This window comes from Vreelandella indica, assembly GCF_037070225.1.
GTDB lineage: Bacteria > Pseudomonadota > Gammaproteobacteria > Pseudomonadales > Halomonadaceae > Vreelandella > Vreelandella arctica.
Genome location: NZ_JBANSO010000037.1, coordinates 16,246 through 31,739, shown reverse-complemented (window position 1 = coordinate 31,739; position 15,494 = coordinate 16,246). Strand labels below are relative to the sequence as shown.

14 protein-coding genes are annotated in these 15,494 nt (G+C 53.7%); 2 read left to right on the top strand and 12 right to left on the bottom strand.

Going from position 1 to position 15,494, the window contains the following annotated elements; all coding sequences use genetic code 11:
- Positions 1–466: 466 nt before the first annotated feature.
- On the top strand, positions 467–1,945 hold the full coding sequence (gene nhaD, locus V8L71_RS18805; protein WP_336275128.1) for a sodium:proton antiporter NhaD: 1,479 nt from the start codon (positions 467–469) through the stop codon (positions 1,943–1,945).
- A 68-nt stretch (positions 1,946–2,013) separates the two neighbouring features.
- On the opposite strand, the gene V8L71_RS18800 is transcribed toward nhaD, so the two are convergent.
- The 5 genes from V8L71_RS18800 to V8L71_RS18780 form a co-directional block, all read right to left on the bottom strand.
- Entirely contained in the window at positions 2,014–3,849 is a 1,836-nt protein-coding gene (locus V8L71_RS18800; RefSeq protein WP_336275127.1) for a putative bifunctional diguanylate cyclase/phosphodiesterase, read from the bottom strand.
- Positions 3,850–3,857: 8 nt separating this feature from the next.
- The gene (locus tag V8L71_RS18795) at positions 3,858–4,529 is read right to left on the bottom strand and encodes a glutathione S-transferase (protein ID WP_336275126.1); all 672 of its coding nucleotides are present in this window, start codon (positions 4,527–4,529) and stop codon (positions 3,858–3,860) included.
- A gap of 168 nt (positions 4,530–4,697) precedes the next feature.
- Positions 4,698–5,273, bottom strand: a complete 576-nt coding sequence (locus tag V8L71_RS18790) for a putative antibiotic biosynthesis monooxygenase (RefSeq protein ID WP_336275125.1) — start codon at positions 5,271–5,273, stop codon at positions 4,698–4,700.
- A gap of 172 nt (positions 5,274–5,445) precedes the next feature.
- Positions 5,446–5,829, bottom strand: a complete 384-nt coding sequence (locus tag V8L71_RS18785) for a hypothetical protein (protein ID WP_336275124.1) — start codon at positions 5,827–5,829, stop codon at positions 5,446–5,448.
- An 8-nt stretch (positions 5,830–5,837) separates the two neighbouring features.
- Complete coding sequence (locus V8L71_RS18780; RefSeq protein WP_101145725.1) at positions 5,838–6,065, bottom strand: DUF2835 family protein; 228 nt, start codon at positions 6,063–6,065, stop codon at positions 5,838–5,840.
- Between the two features lie 181 nt (positions 6,066–6,246).
- Here V8L71_RS18780 and V8L71_RS18775 point away from each other — a divergent pair, with 181 nt between their 5' ends.
- Entirely contained in the window at positions 6,247–6,921 is a 675-nt protein-coding gene (locus V8L71_RS18775; protein WP_336275123.1) for a putative metalloprotease CJM1_0395 family protein, read from the top strand.
- Here V8L71_RS18775 and V8L71_RS18770 read toward each other — a convergent pair.
- From V8L71_RS18770 to phnD, 7 genes are all read right to left on the bottom strand, one after another.
- Complete coding sequence (locus V8L71_RS18770; RefSeq protein WP_336275129.1) at positions 6,918–8,636, bottom strand: putative bifunctional diguanylate cyclase/phosphodiesterase; 1,719 nt, start codon at positions 8,634–8,636, stop codon at positions 6,918–6,920. The genes V8L71_RS18775 and V8L71_RS18770 overlap by 4 nt on opposite strands.
- A 324-nt stretch (positions 8,637–8,960) precedes the next feature.
- On the bottom strand, positions 8,961–10,919 hold the full coding sequence (locus V8L71_RS18765; RefSeq protein WP_336275122.1) for a methyl-accepting chemotaxis protein: 1,959 nt from the start codon (positions 10,917–10,919) through the stop codon (positions 8,961–8,963).
- A gap of 292 nt (positions 10,920–11,211) precedes the next feature.
- The gene (locus V8L71_RS18760) at positions 11,212–11,841 is read right to left on the bottom strand and encodes a histidine phosphatase family protein (protein ID WP_336275121.1); all 630 of its coding nucleotides are present in this window, start codon (positions 11,839–11,841) and stop codon (positions 11,212–11,214) included.
- Between the two features lie 32 nt (positions 11,842–11,873).
- Positions 11,874–12,689, bottom strand: coding sequence for a phosphonate ABC transporter, permease protein PhnE (phnE, locus tag V8L71_RS18755; protein ID WP_336275120.1), 816 nt, complete (start codon positions 12,687–12,689; stop codon positions 11,874–11,876).
- A 43-nt stretch (positions 12,690–12,732) separates the two neighbouring features.
- Positions 12,733–13,578, bottom strand: a complete 846-nt coding sequence (gene phnE, locus V8L71_RS18750) for a phosphonate ABC transporter, permease protein PhnE (protein ID WP_336275119.1) — start codon at positions 13,576–13,578, stop codon at positions 12,733–12,735.
- Positions 13,575–14,420, bottom strand: coding sequence for a phosphonate ABC transporter ATP-binding protein (phnC, locus tag V8L71_RS18745; RefSeq protein ID WP_336275118.1), 846 nt, complete (start codon positions 14,418–14,420; stop codon positions 13,575–13,577). The genes phnE (V8L71_RS18750) and phnC overlap by 4 nt, the downstream gene beginning before the upstream one ends.
- A 78-nt stretch (positions 14,421–14,498) precedes the next feature.
- The gene (phnD, locus tag V8L71_RS18740) at positions 14,499–15,476 is read right to left on the bottom strand and encodes a phosphate/phosphite/phosphonate ABC transporter substrate-binding protein (protein WP_336275117.1); all 978 of its coding nucleotides are present in this window, start codon (positions 15,474–15,476) and stop codon (positions 14,499–14,501) included.
- Between the last annotated feature and the right edge of the window lie 18 nt (positions 15,477–15,494).

Here is a 15,494-nt window from a genome sequence, read left to right as displayed (position 1 = left end):
TGTGTCTGAACGCCGGAAAGTGGTTAAAAAGTAGCCGATGTAAGTCGAGCCAGTAGGTGTTTAGCGGTGTTACAGCCTGAGTGCGGTACTGGCTGAGGTACTATGAGAAATCCAGGCTAGGGGGCGTCAACATACCATGACTATGCCTAAACGGGCAGCCTCGCCTGGGGTTCGACGGTGATAATGAAAGCGTGCATTAGTGAAAGGAAGAATAAAGGAATGGATATTATTTAATAATGCTATTCGGCATTAGTATAACCCCCACATTTAAATCAGCACTTAGGCAAAACTAATGTTGTTAAAGTTACCATTACCTAAAAGATTAATTTCCTAAAAAAAGATGCTATTCCCCTAAGAAGAACTACTTTCGTTCGTTTTTATAAAGTATTGCGGCGCAATATAGGCTGGTAAACTAGCGGCGCTTTTACACCACTCCTGACAACTTAACCATGAGGAAAAACGTCACATGCCTACGTTGTGCCAACCCTCTTGCCAGCCACGATTATATCGTCGCTGGCTTTTTTTGTTAGCGGCCTTACTATTAGGCGTAAGTCCCAATGCGTTTGCCGTTACTGGTGAGCTAAATTTAACCACCTCGGCTGTCGGCTTTTTTGCGGTGGCTATTTTCGTCCTGGCGTATGCCCTCGTCATGGCGGAAGAAAAGATTCACATGCGCAAGTCGAAGCCGGTGTTGGTGGCAGCCGGTATCATCTGGAGCCTCATCGGCTGGGTGTATGTCCAAAATGGTATGTCGGAAGCGTCAGAGTACGCGTTTCGCGTGACGCTTTTGGAGTTCACCGAGCTGATGCTGTTCTTGCTGGTGGCCATGACGTATATCAACGCGATGGAAGAGCGCAGGGTGTTTGATGCTTTGCGCTCCTGGATGTTACGCAAAGGCTTCAACTACCGGACACTGTTTTGGCTGACCGGCGGTCTCGCCTTTGTGCTTTCCCCCATTGCCGACAACCTCACCACCGCACTATTGATGTGTGCCGTAGTAACTAAAGTGGCAGAGGGCGACCAGCGGTTTATTAACGTCGCTTGTATCAATATTGTAGTGGCCGCCAATGCGGGGGGTGCGTTTAGCCCCTTCGGCGACATTACCACTCTCATGGTGTGGCAAGCCGGCATGGTTGAATTCCAGGAGTTCTTCATCCTGTTCTTCCCTGCCCTGGTCAACTTCCTCATTCCCGCCTCTATCATGAGCCTGTTCATTAAGGACGAGAAACCCGCTAGCGTTTATGAAGATGTGTGGATGAAGCGAGGTGCCCGACGCATTGTAGGGCTGTTTTTATTGACCATTATTACCGCCGTGCTATGCCACGTAGTGCTCCACCTGCCGCCGGTGCTGGGTATGATGACTGGCCTGGGCTACTTGCAGTTCTTCGGCTACTACCTACGCCGCAGCCTACCCCGCTCGTTGGAGCGTAAGCGCGAACGCTATAGCCGCCGTGGCGACAACAAGAAGCTTGAGCAGTTGGGTAGCGTGGTGCCGTTTGATGTCTTCAACCGTGTGGCACGTGCCGAGTGGGATACATTGCTGTTCTTCTACGGGGTAGTGATGTGTGTTGGCGGGCTGGGCTTTATGGGCTATCTCGGCCTACTGTCAGAGGCGCTCTACACTGGCTGGAACGCGACGGCAGCCAACATCACGCTGGGTATTGTATCAGCGGTCATCGACAACATTCCCGTGATGTTTGCGGTGCTCACAATGGAGCCCGATATGTCTCACGGCCAATGGCTGCTGATTACCTTAACCGCAGGCGTTGGGGGCAGCTTGCTGTCGATTGGCTCAGCGGCGGGGGTCGCTGTGATGGGTCAAGCAAGAGGTTCCTATACGTTTATGGGCCACTTACGTTGGTCGCCGGTCATTTTGCTTGGCTATATCGCCAGCATTTTGGTGCACATGTGGCTTAACGCTGATAGCTTTGCGCTGTTTAGCTAAAGCAGGCATGTGTCATTAGAGTTTTCAACCCCTTTCCAGCGTGCTGGAAAGGGGTTTTATATAGCCGCTTAATAGCTTTCAAAAAGATACTCAATCGGTGTCGGGCGGCCAAACAGGTAGCCTTGATAGCGGTAACAGCCATGGCCTCTTAGCCAGTCAAGCTGTTCTTTTTTCTCTACCCCTTCTGCGACCACGGTTAAGCCTAAACTCACGGCAAGCAGTATCGTCGTATCCACGATCGCAGCGTCTGTCATGTCAGTAAGCAGTTCGCGAATAAACGATTGATCAATCTTTAGCTCATCTAGCGGTAAGCGCTTTAGGTAGCTCAGCGATGAGTAACCAGTGCCAAAGTCATCCAGTGCAAAGCGAATCCCTCTAGCGCGGAGTTTCAACATCGTATTGCGCACCCGAACTGGCTCGCACATCAGCAGGCTCTCCGTTACTTCCAGCACCAGCCGGCTTGGCGGTGCCAGCGTCTCCGCTAATAAAACCTCTACGCCATGCACGAAGTCGGGTTGCTGAAACTGAACAGAACTCACATTAACGGAAATACTTAAGGTGGCGTAGGTCGCTTGATGGGACCACTTTGCCAATTGCTCGCAGGCCGACCTAAGCACCCAATAACCGATGGGCACAATGAGCCTATTCTCCTCTGCCAGAGGGATAAACGTCGCGGGGGAGACCCAGCCACGCTGGGGGTGATACCAGCGCAATAATGCTTCCACCCCCGTGGTCACGCCCTGATGGTCGACCTGCACCTGATAGTGCAGAGCCAACTCATTGCGCTCAAGGGCCTTATGTAGATCAGCTTCCAGGCTGGCCCTTTCCAGTACGCTGGTCTGCATATCGGTGTTAAAAAAGCACAGCGTGTTGCCGCCAGCCCTCTTCGCCTGCTGCAAGGCCATACCCGCTTGTTGCAGCACGCTATCCATGCTGTGTTCGCGCCCGGTAAACAGTGCAATGCCAATACTGGCGCTAATGGGTAACGAATGACCGCTTCTCACTTGAGCGATGGTTTCCAATAGCTGGCGGGACACACGTTCAGCTTTTCGGACGGCCTCGGTCTGCGGCTCGCCCAGGTTATTCAGCAGTACCACAAATTCATCACTACTAAAGCGTGCCAGCGTGGCCTCTGGCTCTAGCCGCTGTCGTAGCTGTTCAGCAACGTTAATCAACAGTTGATCACCACTCTCATGACCCTGGATGTCGTTCACTAAGCGAAAGTTATCCAGATCAATCACCAATACAGCGCTATAAGACGCTGACCATTCATCATGATCGATCGCGGACGTTAACGAGTCCATCAGCATCCGACGGTTGGGCAGACCTGTCAGTGAGTCATAGAAGGCCAGATAGTAGGTGCGCGACTGCATTTCGAGGTAGTCGGTGAGTTCAGTCGAGATACCGCATAGAGAAGGGGGAGCACCGGGGGACATCGACAGCGGCATTTTGATCGATAAGAATGTTCTTACCTGGCTTTCACCTTGTAAGACGTTACTCTCCTCGACCGTTACTTTCTTGCCCGACGCCAATACGCTGCGATCAACCTGCTCCATTTCAGCAGCGCTGCCCGCATCAAAAAACTCAGCGTCGCACTTACCAATAATTTTGTCGGCTGGCAGTCCAAATAAATCGCTTATACGGCGATTAACGTATTGATATTCTAAAGTCGGTGATTTGATATAAATAAAGGCATCGACACTATCCAAAATAGTCGCCAGCATCTCTTTATTGGTTTGCAGCAACGCCCTGTTATGTTGCATGCGGCGCTTGAGCAGTAGATTGCCCAGCAGTGCTAAAAGGAGAAAAATGAGCAGCAAGGCGATTCCCCAGCGCCCCAAATAAGTATCAATGCTGCGCAGCAGCTCTGCTGGCAGAGCTGCTGAAGTGGCGAAATGGTGCATGGTAGTTATTACTGGCCAGGCATGGTTAACGGGCCAGCTCGCTCTACCACTCGCTGCCACGCGGAGTCTTGTTCGATACGCGATACAAAAGCGGCAATGGCAGAATACTGCTCTAACGACTGGACGGCCGCCACTGCCTGTAGCGGAAAGCTCATTTGAATATCCGCGCCACTAGGCCAGGGGCCGGCAAAATTACCGTTGGCTGATAAGTGCTGGTTTATAAAGGTGAGGTGCTGTTTCAACTGCGGTGCTAAAAAACGCTTACTCACCGTATCACTAATGCCTTTCGCCAGCGGTTTAATCAGCCAGGGCGACTGCTTGGGAACTTGGCTAAACACAAGCTGCATCACCAGCAGTGGCATCAGTGAGCCTTCGGCATAATGTAGCCAGTAGCGGTAATCTACCCATGCCCGCAAGTCATCGGGAGAAGGCTGACACCGCCCTTGCCCATAGCGCTGTAACAGGTAGTCAATGATCGCGCCTGACTCAGCCACGGTGAGATCACCATCGGTAATGACCGGGGATTTACCAAGCGGGTGGATTTTTTTTAGCGAGTCGGGCGCTTGCTGTGTTTTGTCATCGCGTTGGTAAATTACCAGCTCATAGTCCAGTTCTAAGGCTTCTAATAGCCACAAAATCCGATGAGAACGAGACTTTTCCAAATGGTGAACGTGAATCATAAACACTCCATGGGGCTGGGTTATACACCAGCATTGCACTGGCTACAGTTATCCATTACTGCAAGCACCTTCAGCTTAGTAGCATAAAGATCATCTTAATAGGATCAATATACTAAAGTTAGCACCATTACAGCGTTGAACCCCATGAAAGCATTAAACTAGTGAAAATTAACGATGTGCATGACGCCAGCGCGCCAGTAAATCCAGCGGTGACCACTTTCCTTGCAGCCAAGGCGCTAATAAGCGCGTTGAGAGCGGAATAAACACAAACACCATCACTGGCGTCAACATCAAGGTACTCACCACCACCCGCGGCACCAGCGCCCAATCGGCCAATACGCCACCAAATACCCATTGGAAAAGCAACGAGATGGGGAAGAAAGCCAACCAAACAGCCACGGCTTGCTTCCAACGCGGCGGAGCGCTGTTTCCGTTGTTTTGAAACCACGTGTCCAGCCCAGTGGCACGGTGCTCTTGAGGCGCTTCATACAGCCCTTTTCCGCGCGCCAACCACGCATGGCGTGAGGCGGAGTGTTCCCAGGCGGCTAAGGTTTCGCTGCTGCTAAAGCGAAATATGATCTGATATTCATCGTCATCAGCGGGGGGTGCTAGTACGCCAGAGCCGAGGTAGCCAGCAAAATCAGCCGCCAGCTCGCGCCCTTCGTTTAGCCAACGATTAAAGTCGAAGTAGCGGCCGTGCTCAACGCGACGAGCCACCATCAATGTGACCGGTGAGGCAGACATGGTATATCTCCTAATATGTGGACAGCCAGCGCCGGGTAGGCAGGCTGCTTGCTTTCAGGCGGGTAAGCCTGAAAGTCCAATGCCACATTGTACAAGCAATGTTGATGCCATGCTGTGAATGTTACGTACTGGCGGTTAGTGCTAGGAGCTAGAGCAAGGTGCGCCGGGTGATTTACCGCCCAGGAATCGGGTGGGGGCGTTCTCCTCGCTGGAAAGCACATACATGTTGGTAGATCTCTTTAGCACTGCGTATCGCATCCGCCTCTTGGGGGTCAGGCTCTACGACTGGCCCTTGATACTCGCCTTCAGAGCGAAGAATGGCATCGACCTCGGACCGATAGCGATTCAGCAAGTGTTCTAAATTGATTCTTATGCGGTGGGTCTCCAGCCCAAACGCTTGGCGCTGCTCCGTGCGTTTAAGTATGTCCAGAGGGCTGGTGGCCGCTTCACTTAAGCTTTCTAGCGTAGAGAGCACTAACTTTTCAGCACTGTTTAAATTGGGAATGACGTAATAAATGAGGTCATTCAGGAGGATCGATGTTTCATCGCGGTGCATAGGCAAGCTCAACGTCCGGTTAAAGGATCAATACTAATAAATCGGCCCTGCTCAGAAAAACTTAATCGATAAATACCGCGCACACCATCGCGGCTAACCACACGACGAATCGCCTCGGCAGGAAAGATTACCCAGCGCCCATCCACGCTGCGGGTACGCACATTGGCAATGCGCCCTTCATAATGGGCTAAACACTCATCATAATTTAGATTGATGACGACATCGATGGTGAGCATAGGATGGTTAGCACAGACAGTAGGACAGGGTTGAGATAGCGAAGCGCCCTGGTAATTAAAGTAGTAACAAAATGAGTCATGGAACGATTTTGCGACGAAACGCATAGCGCTGACTTGCACTGTCGGCATCGCTCGCTAATACTTCATAGTATCCCAACTCGCACTGCGTCGGTAATAAACTATGGCCGTTTCTGCTATCAGCACCTCGTCTCTCACTGCGTGGGCTTACCCTGCAGCAAATACGCACTCACCGCGTGTAGAGCAAGCGTCAAAGGAGCGCGCGCTTGACGAAGAGACAACTTCTAATAACGCCTCCAGCGACACCAGTACGCATGAAGAGAGTAGCAGCGACGCAGCTGGCCCTAAGCGTGCTGACGGCACACCCATGGCGCCGGAAGAGATTCAGCAATTAGAACATCTTAAGCAGACCGACCGCGAGGTACGCCAGCACGAGATGGCTCACCAAGTCGCAGGTGGCGCCTATACCGGCGGCGCTAGCTACGACTATGACGTTGGCCCCGATGGCAAGCGCTACGCAGTGGCAGGCGAGGTGCCGATCGATTACGGCCCGGTGCCCAATGATCCCCAAGCGACTATCGAAAAAATGCAGACCGTGATCGCCGCTGCGATGGCCCCTGCCGACCCTTCTCCCAAAGACCATCAAGTGGCCGCTCAAGCACGCCAATATTTACTTGAAGCGAAGTTAGAAGCGGCCATGCAGCGTAGTGAAATGGAGCAAGCCCGCAGTGCTGGTGCCGCTGATTCGTCAGAAACTACGTTGTCGGAAACTACTTGGCCGGAAACTACAGCTGAGCCAATCGCTGAAGAACCCACTGCTAAAGAGCAGGCCGCTTAACAGGCTGACTGAGCCAGCGAATTCCAGTCCGCACGCATTGGCCAATCCGCAAGCCAAGCTGGCAGGGCTTCAGCAGGCATTGGGCGGGCAATACCATAACCCTGCGCCAACTCGCAGCCCAGCGCCATTAACGCTTTTGCATGTTCAAGCGTTTCCACGCCTTCGGCCAGCATGGGTCGCCTAAAGCGATTAGCCATATAAATCACGCTCTCCACAATCGCCATATCGTCTTGGTCGCTGAGCATGTCGCGTACAAAGCTCTGATCAATTTTGATCAGGTTGACCGGCAGTTGACGCAAGTGGGTTAACGACGAAAACCCGGTGCCAAAGTCATCAATAGCGAAGCTTACGCCTAGCGCCTGACAGAGCGACATATTGTGCAGCGCGGCCTGAACATCATGCATCGCGGCGCTCTCAAGCACCTCGAGCTTTAGCATTGATGGCGGCACATCAGGGTGGCATGCCAATAGCTCGGCTAAACGTTGGCTAAAGCTACTCACTAACAGATGCGTAGGGCTGATATTCACATTGATGGGCAGCGCGATGCCTTGGGCATGCCATTCCGTTAATTGGCAAAGTGCCCGCTCAATGACCCACTCGCCTAAACTTACTTCTAGCGGGGTGGTATCAATGATGGGTAAAAACTGGCCAGGGGCAAGCAATCCTTCTTCAGGGTGCTGCCAACGAATCAGCGCCTCGACCCCGACTACTTTGCCACTGCGCATATCGACCTGGGGCTGATAGTAAAGACACAGCTCATTATGATTGAGTCCATCAATAAACCGCTGACGCTGCTCATGGCGCACCTGCAGCAAACGGTCATGGTTAGGATCAAACAAGTGGAACGTATCGCGACCGCGCTGTTTAGCGCGATACATTGCCTGGTTGGCATGGCGCAACAATACATCGCCCTGAACGTGATCATTCGGGTAGCGCGTCACCCCTAAGCTTGCCGTCAGATGAATACTCTGTCCATCGACCATAAGTGGTTGGCGAATGGAGGCTAACAACTTCTCAAAAAAATCTTCGTCTACGCCATGGTGGAGTAACAGCACAAACTCGTCGCCGCCCACCCGCGCCAGTACATCATCACCGAACAGTAGATGGCTTATGCGCTGTGAAAATGAGGAAAGCAGCGCATCGCCCACCGACGTACCAAGCCGATCATTAATGTTTTTAAAGAAATCGATATCCAGCGAGCATACCGCCAACGGCAGCTGCTTAGCCTCTGCGTGCTGCATAGATTCCTGGATCAATTGCGTCAGCAACTGCAGATTGGGTAACCCTGTTAACGCGTCAAAATAGACTTCTCGATTAAGATGGCGCGCATGCGCCGGAATGGCCGAAAGGTCAGCAAGCACAATCACATGGTGGTCGATTGCACCGTGCTCATCGCGCACGCGATTAATCGACATCATGCCAGGGTAAAACTGGCCGTCGTGGCTGCGATAGCTCACTTGGCTTTTACTACGATCCCGCAATTGTAATTCTTCACGCATCAAGCGCGTTGTACGGCTATCATCCAACGGTAAAATACTAAACGCTTCAGGCGTTTTGCCTTGCACATCACCCAGTATCATCCCCGTTAACTCACAAAAAGCGGGGTTCACTTCCACTACCCGGTTTTCCGCATCGGTAATAATGATCGCTTCATTGGCGTAGCAAAAAACGGATTCAGCAGGAGACGCGGTATTGCTAACGGACGCCGTCGGCATCGCATTAGAGCGGGGAAGTGGGGATGTGGGCTCAGAGGGCTGTTGAGACAAAGACTGTTCCTTTTGTAGATTCAAGGATTGATACATATGTCTCTGCTCTCCTCGTCCATCATCTGTTATCGATAGTTTGTTCTAGATAGATAGTATCGTAGATAGGCTATATTAAATCTACTTCGCCACATCTCCTGTAAATAAGGATCGATATTAACACCGTCTTACTGCTTAGGCTCTTTGAACGACACAATACATTATCGACGGCAGGAGCAATAACTTAAGGGGCAGGACTGGCAGCGCCCAAAAGAGCGGCTGCCAGTCGTCATGACACTAGCTATATGCAACAGACATTGCGAGACGGCTTTCTTGCGGGTAGCTATCACTCACTTGGTAACGACTCATTTGGCGAGTCATATCGTCGGCCTGCTCATCAAGCGAGCGGCTCGCTGCCGCGACTTCCTCCACTAGCGACGCATTTTGCTGAGTGACGTCCTCTAGCTGAGCCATGGCTCGATTAATTTGCTCGATCCCTGCCGACTGCTCGTGTGTGGCAGAGACCATTTCATCCATTAAGTGAGCCATTTGCTCAACGCGCTGAGCAATGTGCCCCAGGGTTTCATTCGTCGAGTTGACCAGCGTTTCGCCTTCGGCAATCTTCGCTACATTATTGTCGATCAACTGGCGAATTTGATTGGCTTCCTCTGTGCTGCGGCTAGCCAGTTTACGCACTTCATCAGCGACCACCGCAAAGCCACGCCCATGCTCACCCGCACGCGCGGCTTCAACCGATGCATTGAGCGCCAGCAAATTGGTTTGGAAAGAGATATTGTCGATAGTCCCGACAATGCTGGTCACCTGTTCGTTCGCTTGCAAGATAAGCTGCATTGCCTGCTGAGCTTGTGAAGCCACTAGGCTTGCTTCCTTAGCTTGGTGAGCCACATCATCGGTCATCTGCTGGGCTTGCTTTGCATTATCAGCGCTTTGACGTACCGTCGCGGTAATTTGCTCCATGCTTGATGCGGTTTGTACCAGCGAGGCGGACTGCTCTTCCGTTCTCTGCGCTAGATCCTGATTTCCCTGAGCAATCTGATTACTGGCCACCGCCACTGACTGTGCGTTGCGGGTGATATCGGCCACTAGCGTCTCGGTCGTTGCCGAGGACTCATTGAAGGCTTGATACAGCTGGGAAAGCTCATCGCTCCCTGGGACGATTAATCGCTGGGTTAAATCATTATCACGGGTGGCGATGCTATATAGCGCCTGGCTCAATGGCGTCGTAATCGCACGCACGATCAGTATAGCGGCGATGATCGCCAATAGACTCGCAACCAGCGCAATCACCACATATAACCAAAGTGCCTGCTGGGCTGCCTGACGTAGCGTCACTGTCTCTGTTACCACCGCGTTAACCACTTGATCTTCTAATGCCTTCAAGCGGCCAATTTTTACCGTCTGCCACTCAAACCACTCTTCCGGATCGACGCCATAGCCACCTTCACTGGCTTGGCTGATCGCCAGCTCACGCCTTTCCATCAAGCGATCGATCTCAGCACCGCTTAATGCTAGGTCAAGCTGCTCGCGACTTTGCTCCCCCGCCAGCACGCGAAAACCATCCAGAAAAGCCTGCTCTTCGCCAAGCAGTGATAAAAAACGCCGCAGCATATCTGGAGGCATCCCATCTGCTGCGAACGTGTTGGCCAGCAGCGCCCGCTCAATGCCGGCCAGATCTTTAGCTTCCAGGAGTTGATAATACGCACTCAATTGGCGGGTAATATCACCCTCGCGAGTGAGGTGTGCCAGCGAGCCCACAAAGGCCATTAGCTGACCGTTAATGCCGGTATAGTGGCCTAATGCCTCGCCCGTCGTGACCTCTAACGCATTAACGCGTTCACGCAGTGCTGCCTGACGTTGCCAACGCTCATCAATCTCACGCAGTTGCTGCTGAACAGCAGGCGTCAGTAGCGCTTGATCCAAAGAGGCCTGCTGAGCTTGAAACGCGTTGACGGCATCATCGGTCTTGGGCCGCTGCTCGCGCAGCCGGTTACCAAACGCCTCGCCCTCACTGCCCAGAAAGCCCGCTGTCATACCACGTTCAAGCTGCATTTGGTGAACGGCATCACCCGCTCGCTGGGCGAGCTCGGTCATCGTGTGAAGGCGGTCAAACTCTTGCAGTGCTGCACGGCGCTCCATGATGCCCTGAGTCGCGAACCACGCCAGCGCGAGCAAGGGTAGCAGCAGCACACAGGCAAATTTAAACCGCATTGGAATGCGGTTAACGATATTTTTCATTGCTTAGCCTCAGACTGATAACGTGTCAGGTAGGTAAGCGGCGTACTCAATTATTAGAATTCGCGTCGTATAACGCGTGTATGTGAGTTTGCCGCACTCAGCCAAATAATTAAATGTATTTAAGCGATAACGTCTTACATCGCAAAACATGGCGCAGTATAAAGAGCTAAGCGCAGCGTTTATTGATGGCGGTCATAGGAAAGGGAAGATAGTTAGGAAAGCGCAAGATGGGACGGGAGTGGCGGGCGGCGCCCAAAAAGCATGACTAGCCGCCCATGGTTAACGATAATGATTAACGGCCAATCCACTCAACAAAGGTCGTCTCACCAAGCAGGTGGCGTTCATGGCGTACACGGCTTAGCGCCGCGTAGGGCAAATCCATCGCCAGTACCCGCGAAAGCGTCTGCTCAATAACTTGGCGCAGTAGTCCATTGCAGACAAATAGATGCGCCACAACCAGCACATGCTTACCGGGCGGACTGATTAACAGCTGCTGCCATACCTCAGCGAGGCGCGCATCAAAGGCTTGTATCGTTTCGCCGTCTGGCGGTGACACCGTTGTTGGGTCATACCAAAACGCACTCATTCGTTCGGTGCCCTCTTCCGCAAACACCTGGGCGTGGGTTTTACCCTCCCACTGCCCCAAATGCAGCTCGGCTAGGTCATCCTCCACTTGAACGGGTAGATCAAACTCTTCGCCCAGCCACAGCGCAAACTCACGGCAGCGCATAAGTGGCGAGGTGACAATCGCATCATAAGGTAGATGGCCTTCGACCGCATGGCGCATAACGGCATCGGTCACCTGCTGCCAACCCGTCTCACTCAGTGGGTGATCGGTGGCGCCGCGCAGCATACGTCCTCCCACCGGTTCACCGTGGCGCAACAAATCAATGGTGGTGATCTCCGCATCGGGAAAACGCATACTCAGCCCTCGTTGTTTGATGCCGCTGTCGATTAAATAATCGCGTGACGCACACGCGCAGAAACCCACTCAGACACCAGCACGGTAGCGAAAATCATGATAAAAATAACGCTGACCTGATCCCAGGCGAGGCTGTTGATCGAGGCGTTTAACTGCAAACCGATCCCGCCTGCGCCGACCAAGCCCAAGACCGTCGATTCGCGGATATTAATATCCCAGCGATAGACGCTAATACCGGCAAAGGCAGGCATGACTTGCGGCAGCACACCATAGTTCATCACCTGCAGGCGGCTTGCACCGGTCGCGCTAATCGCCTCTACCGGCGTAGGGTGGATCTCTTCAATCGCCTCATAAAGCAGCTTACCGACAAAGCCGATCGAGCGAAGCGCGATGGCGATAATACCCGCCAACACACCAGGACCGAGAATGGTGACTAGCAGCATCGCCCAGATCAGTGAGTTGATAGAGCGGGATGAGACAATCACCACCAGCGCCGCACTGCGCACCAGCGGGTGCGGCATGGTATTACGCGCAGCCAAAAACGCCACAGGAAACGCCATCATAATGCCAATGGCGGTGCCCAGGGTGGCGATGTTGATGGTGTCCCACATGGGCTTCCAGAGCACATCGGCGTAGCCCCATTCCGGCGGTGTCATGCGGCTGATCAGGTCTGCCCCTTGACGGCCAGCGTCTTCGACAAACACCCACATGGTATTGTCAGAAATCACCTTCCAGCAGAGCAGAAAGAGACTGACACCCGCCAGCCAAGCCAGGTACTGCAACCATTGGGCGCGCGTGGTACGCCGCCGCCAAACCGGCAGACCCTGGGTGTTAGTAGATACTGGCATCACGATTCTCCAAATATAACAGGCCAGGGCGGCTAATCAGCGCTCACTGGGTCCAGCGGCGGACATGGCTCGAGCTGTACTCGCACAGCAACACAATGGCGATAATGATCAGCAAAATAGCGGCAGAGGTATCGTACTCATAGCGGCTCAACGAGGTGTTCAACGTGGCGCCAATACCGCCCGCGCCCACAATGCCAATCACCGACGACTCACGGAAATTGATATCCAGCCGGTAAACCGAAAGCCCAATCAAACGCGGCATGACCTGGGGCTGAACCGCATGGTTCATGGTTTGCCACCAGCTTGCGCCGGTTGCCCGCACGGCTTCTACCTGACGCCAATCCAGGTCTTCAATATCTTCCGCCAACAGCTTGGCCATAAAGCCAATTGTCGCAAAGGCCAGGGTGATCATCCCCGCCAGCGGCCCAAAGCCAAACATGACCACAAACAGAATCGCGATAATGATCTCTTGGAAGGTGCGCGAAACGGCAATAATCGCGCGACACACAAAGTAGATCGGTAGCGGTGAAATGTTTCGTGCGGCGCCCAAGCCCACCGGGATCGCCAGCAGCACGCCCACTACCGTGGAAGTCAGCGTCATGGTCAAACTTTCCAGCAGCCCCGCTACGATGTCGTCGTAGCGGCTGACAAAATCGGGCTGCATAAAGGCGCCCAAGAAGTTAACCGCCCGCCCCGCGCCTTCTGCTACCCTCGCCCAGTTGACTTCTACCGAGGCGAGCGCCAACACCAAATAGACCACCGCGCCAATCACCAGCCCCCAACGCAAGCGCGGGTTCTCAACCAATGGCAGGCGTCGCCACTGCCCTCGCTGAGCAGCCTGTTGGCGCGCCTGCTCTTGTGTTAGCTGCGTCTCTGCCCGTTCGTTCATTGAGCACTCCCTGCTGCCATCGGCGGCAGGCCGCGCTGGTAAGAAGACACTTCTGAAGTATCGTCAGACGTGTCGCCGTCCATCGGTTCAGGGGTTGTATCCCAATCCTCTTCGCCATAAATGGTCGTGAGCATTTCGCTAGTGAGTTCACTCGGCAGTCCATCAAAGACGATTTGCCCAGCCCGCAGGCCGACAATTCGGTCGGCAAACTGCTGAGCCAACGCCACATCGTGAATATTGATGATCGCCGCCAAATCACGCTCAGCACACAGCTCGCGAATCAGGCGCATGATCTGACGCGAGGTTTTCGGGTCAAGGCTGGCGGTCGGCTCATCAACTAGCAGTAGCTTGGGGCTCTGCAGTAGCGCCCGGGCGATACCGACACGCTGACGCTGGCCACCGGAAAGGGCATCGGCGCGCTTATCGATAGCGTGAGGAAGCCCGACCCGCTCGAGTAGCCGAAAGGCTTCGACCACCGCCTCCTGGGGATAACGACGCAAAAAACTACGCCAAAAACCAACATAGCCGAGCTGGCCGGATAGCACGTTCTCCATCACGGTGAGCCGGTCTACCAGGGCATACTCCTGGAAAATCATCCCCATTGAGCGGCGCGCGTGGCGAAGCTTATGACCTGAGAGCTTGGTTAGCTCGGTGTCTTCCAGGCGAATACTGCCCTGTGTGGGTTCAACTAACCGATTTACACAGCGAATAAGGGTGCTTTTACCCGCGCCGGATGGCCCAATCAGCGCCATTACCTGGCCTTTGGGCAGCGTGAGTTCAATGTCCGTCAGCGCCCGATCCCCGGTGGGGTAACGCTTGCCAACGCCGCTTAGTGTCAACATTTTTCCCGCCTCGTCTGTATAGCGAAACGGCCAGAAAGGGATGCCTTCCTGGCCGTGCAGTACCGTTTACCTTAACGATCAATCGCAGTCGTAAGTCACACCGTTAGCATCGGCAATGGTGCGAATGACCGACCAGTTTTCCTGATAGGTAATCGGAATAAACTGCGCTTCACCGGAGTTGGCGAATTCCGATTCAAGGGCAGTGCCTTCCCAGTCGTAGCTGAAGAACGCATCCTGAATTTTCTCGGCAAGTTCCGGGTTCAAGTTATTCGCCAGCCCGTAAGCGGTGGTGGGGAAGGTATCGGAGGTGTAGATCACTTCGTAATCGCCCTCTGCCACAACATCACGTGCCAGCATGCGGCGAGCCACTGAGTTGGCGATGGCAGCGGCATCGTAGTCTTCGTTCACCACACCCAGGATGGAATTGTCGTGGGAGCCTGAGAAAGCGGTTTCAAAATCTTCGCCCGCTTCCATGCCGTACTCGGAGCGCAGCAGTGCGGAGGGCGCGCGGAAACCAGAGTTAGAGGTCTCAGAGGTAAAGGCTAGCTGGCGTCCTTCCAGGTCTTCAACGGTCTCGATGCCGCTGCCAGGATAGGTGATGATCTCCATTTCGTAGCCAAAGCTACCGTCCTCGGCCGCCATCATGGCAAACGGGCGGAAACCACCGCAGTTGACCGCGACCGGTACACCACCGGTGTTAAAACCGGCGACGTGCAAACGGCCAGCGCGCAGTGCTTCCTGCTGGGCGGCGTTGGACTGCACGGGGAAGAACTGAACTTCTTTACCGGTTGCTTCGCTTAGGTGCTCCAGGAAGTCAGACCATACGTCGGCGTAAACCGCCGGGTCTTCCACCGGCGTGTAGGCGAACACGAGCGTATCGGGATCGGCCCACTGTGACTCATCGCTAGGCGCATCAGCGATCATATCGCCATCGTTATCGACATAACGCGATGAAAGATCCGCTGAGGCATTCACCGCGACCAACGCAAAAGCGCTGGCAACGGCGGCGCTGATCAATGTGCGGGGAAGCGCATGGGCAAGTGAGGAGATCTGCATGGGGCACCTAACGTGTTG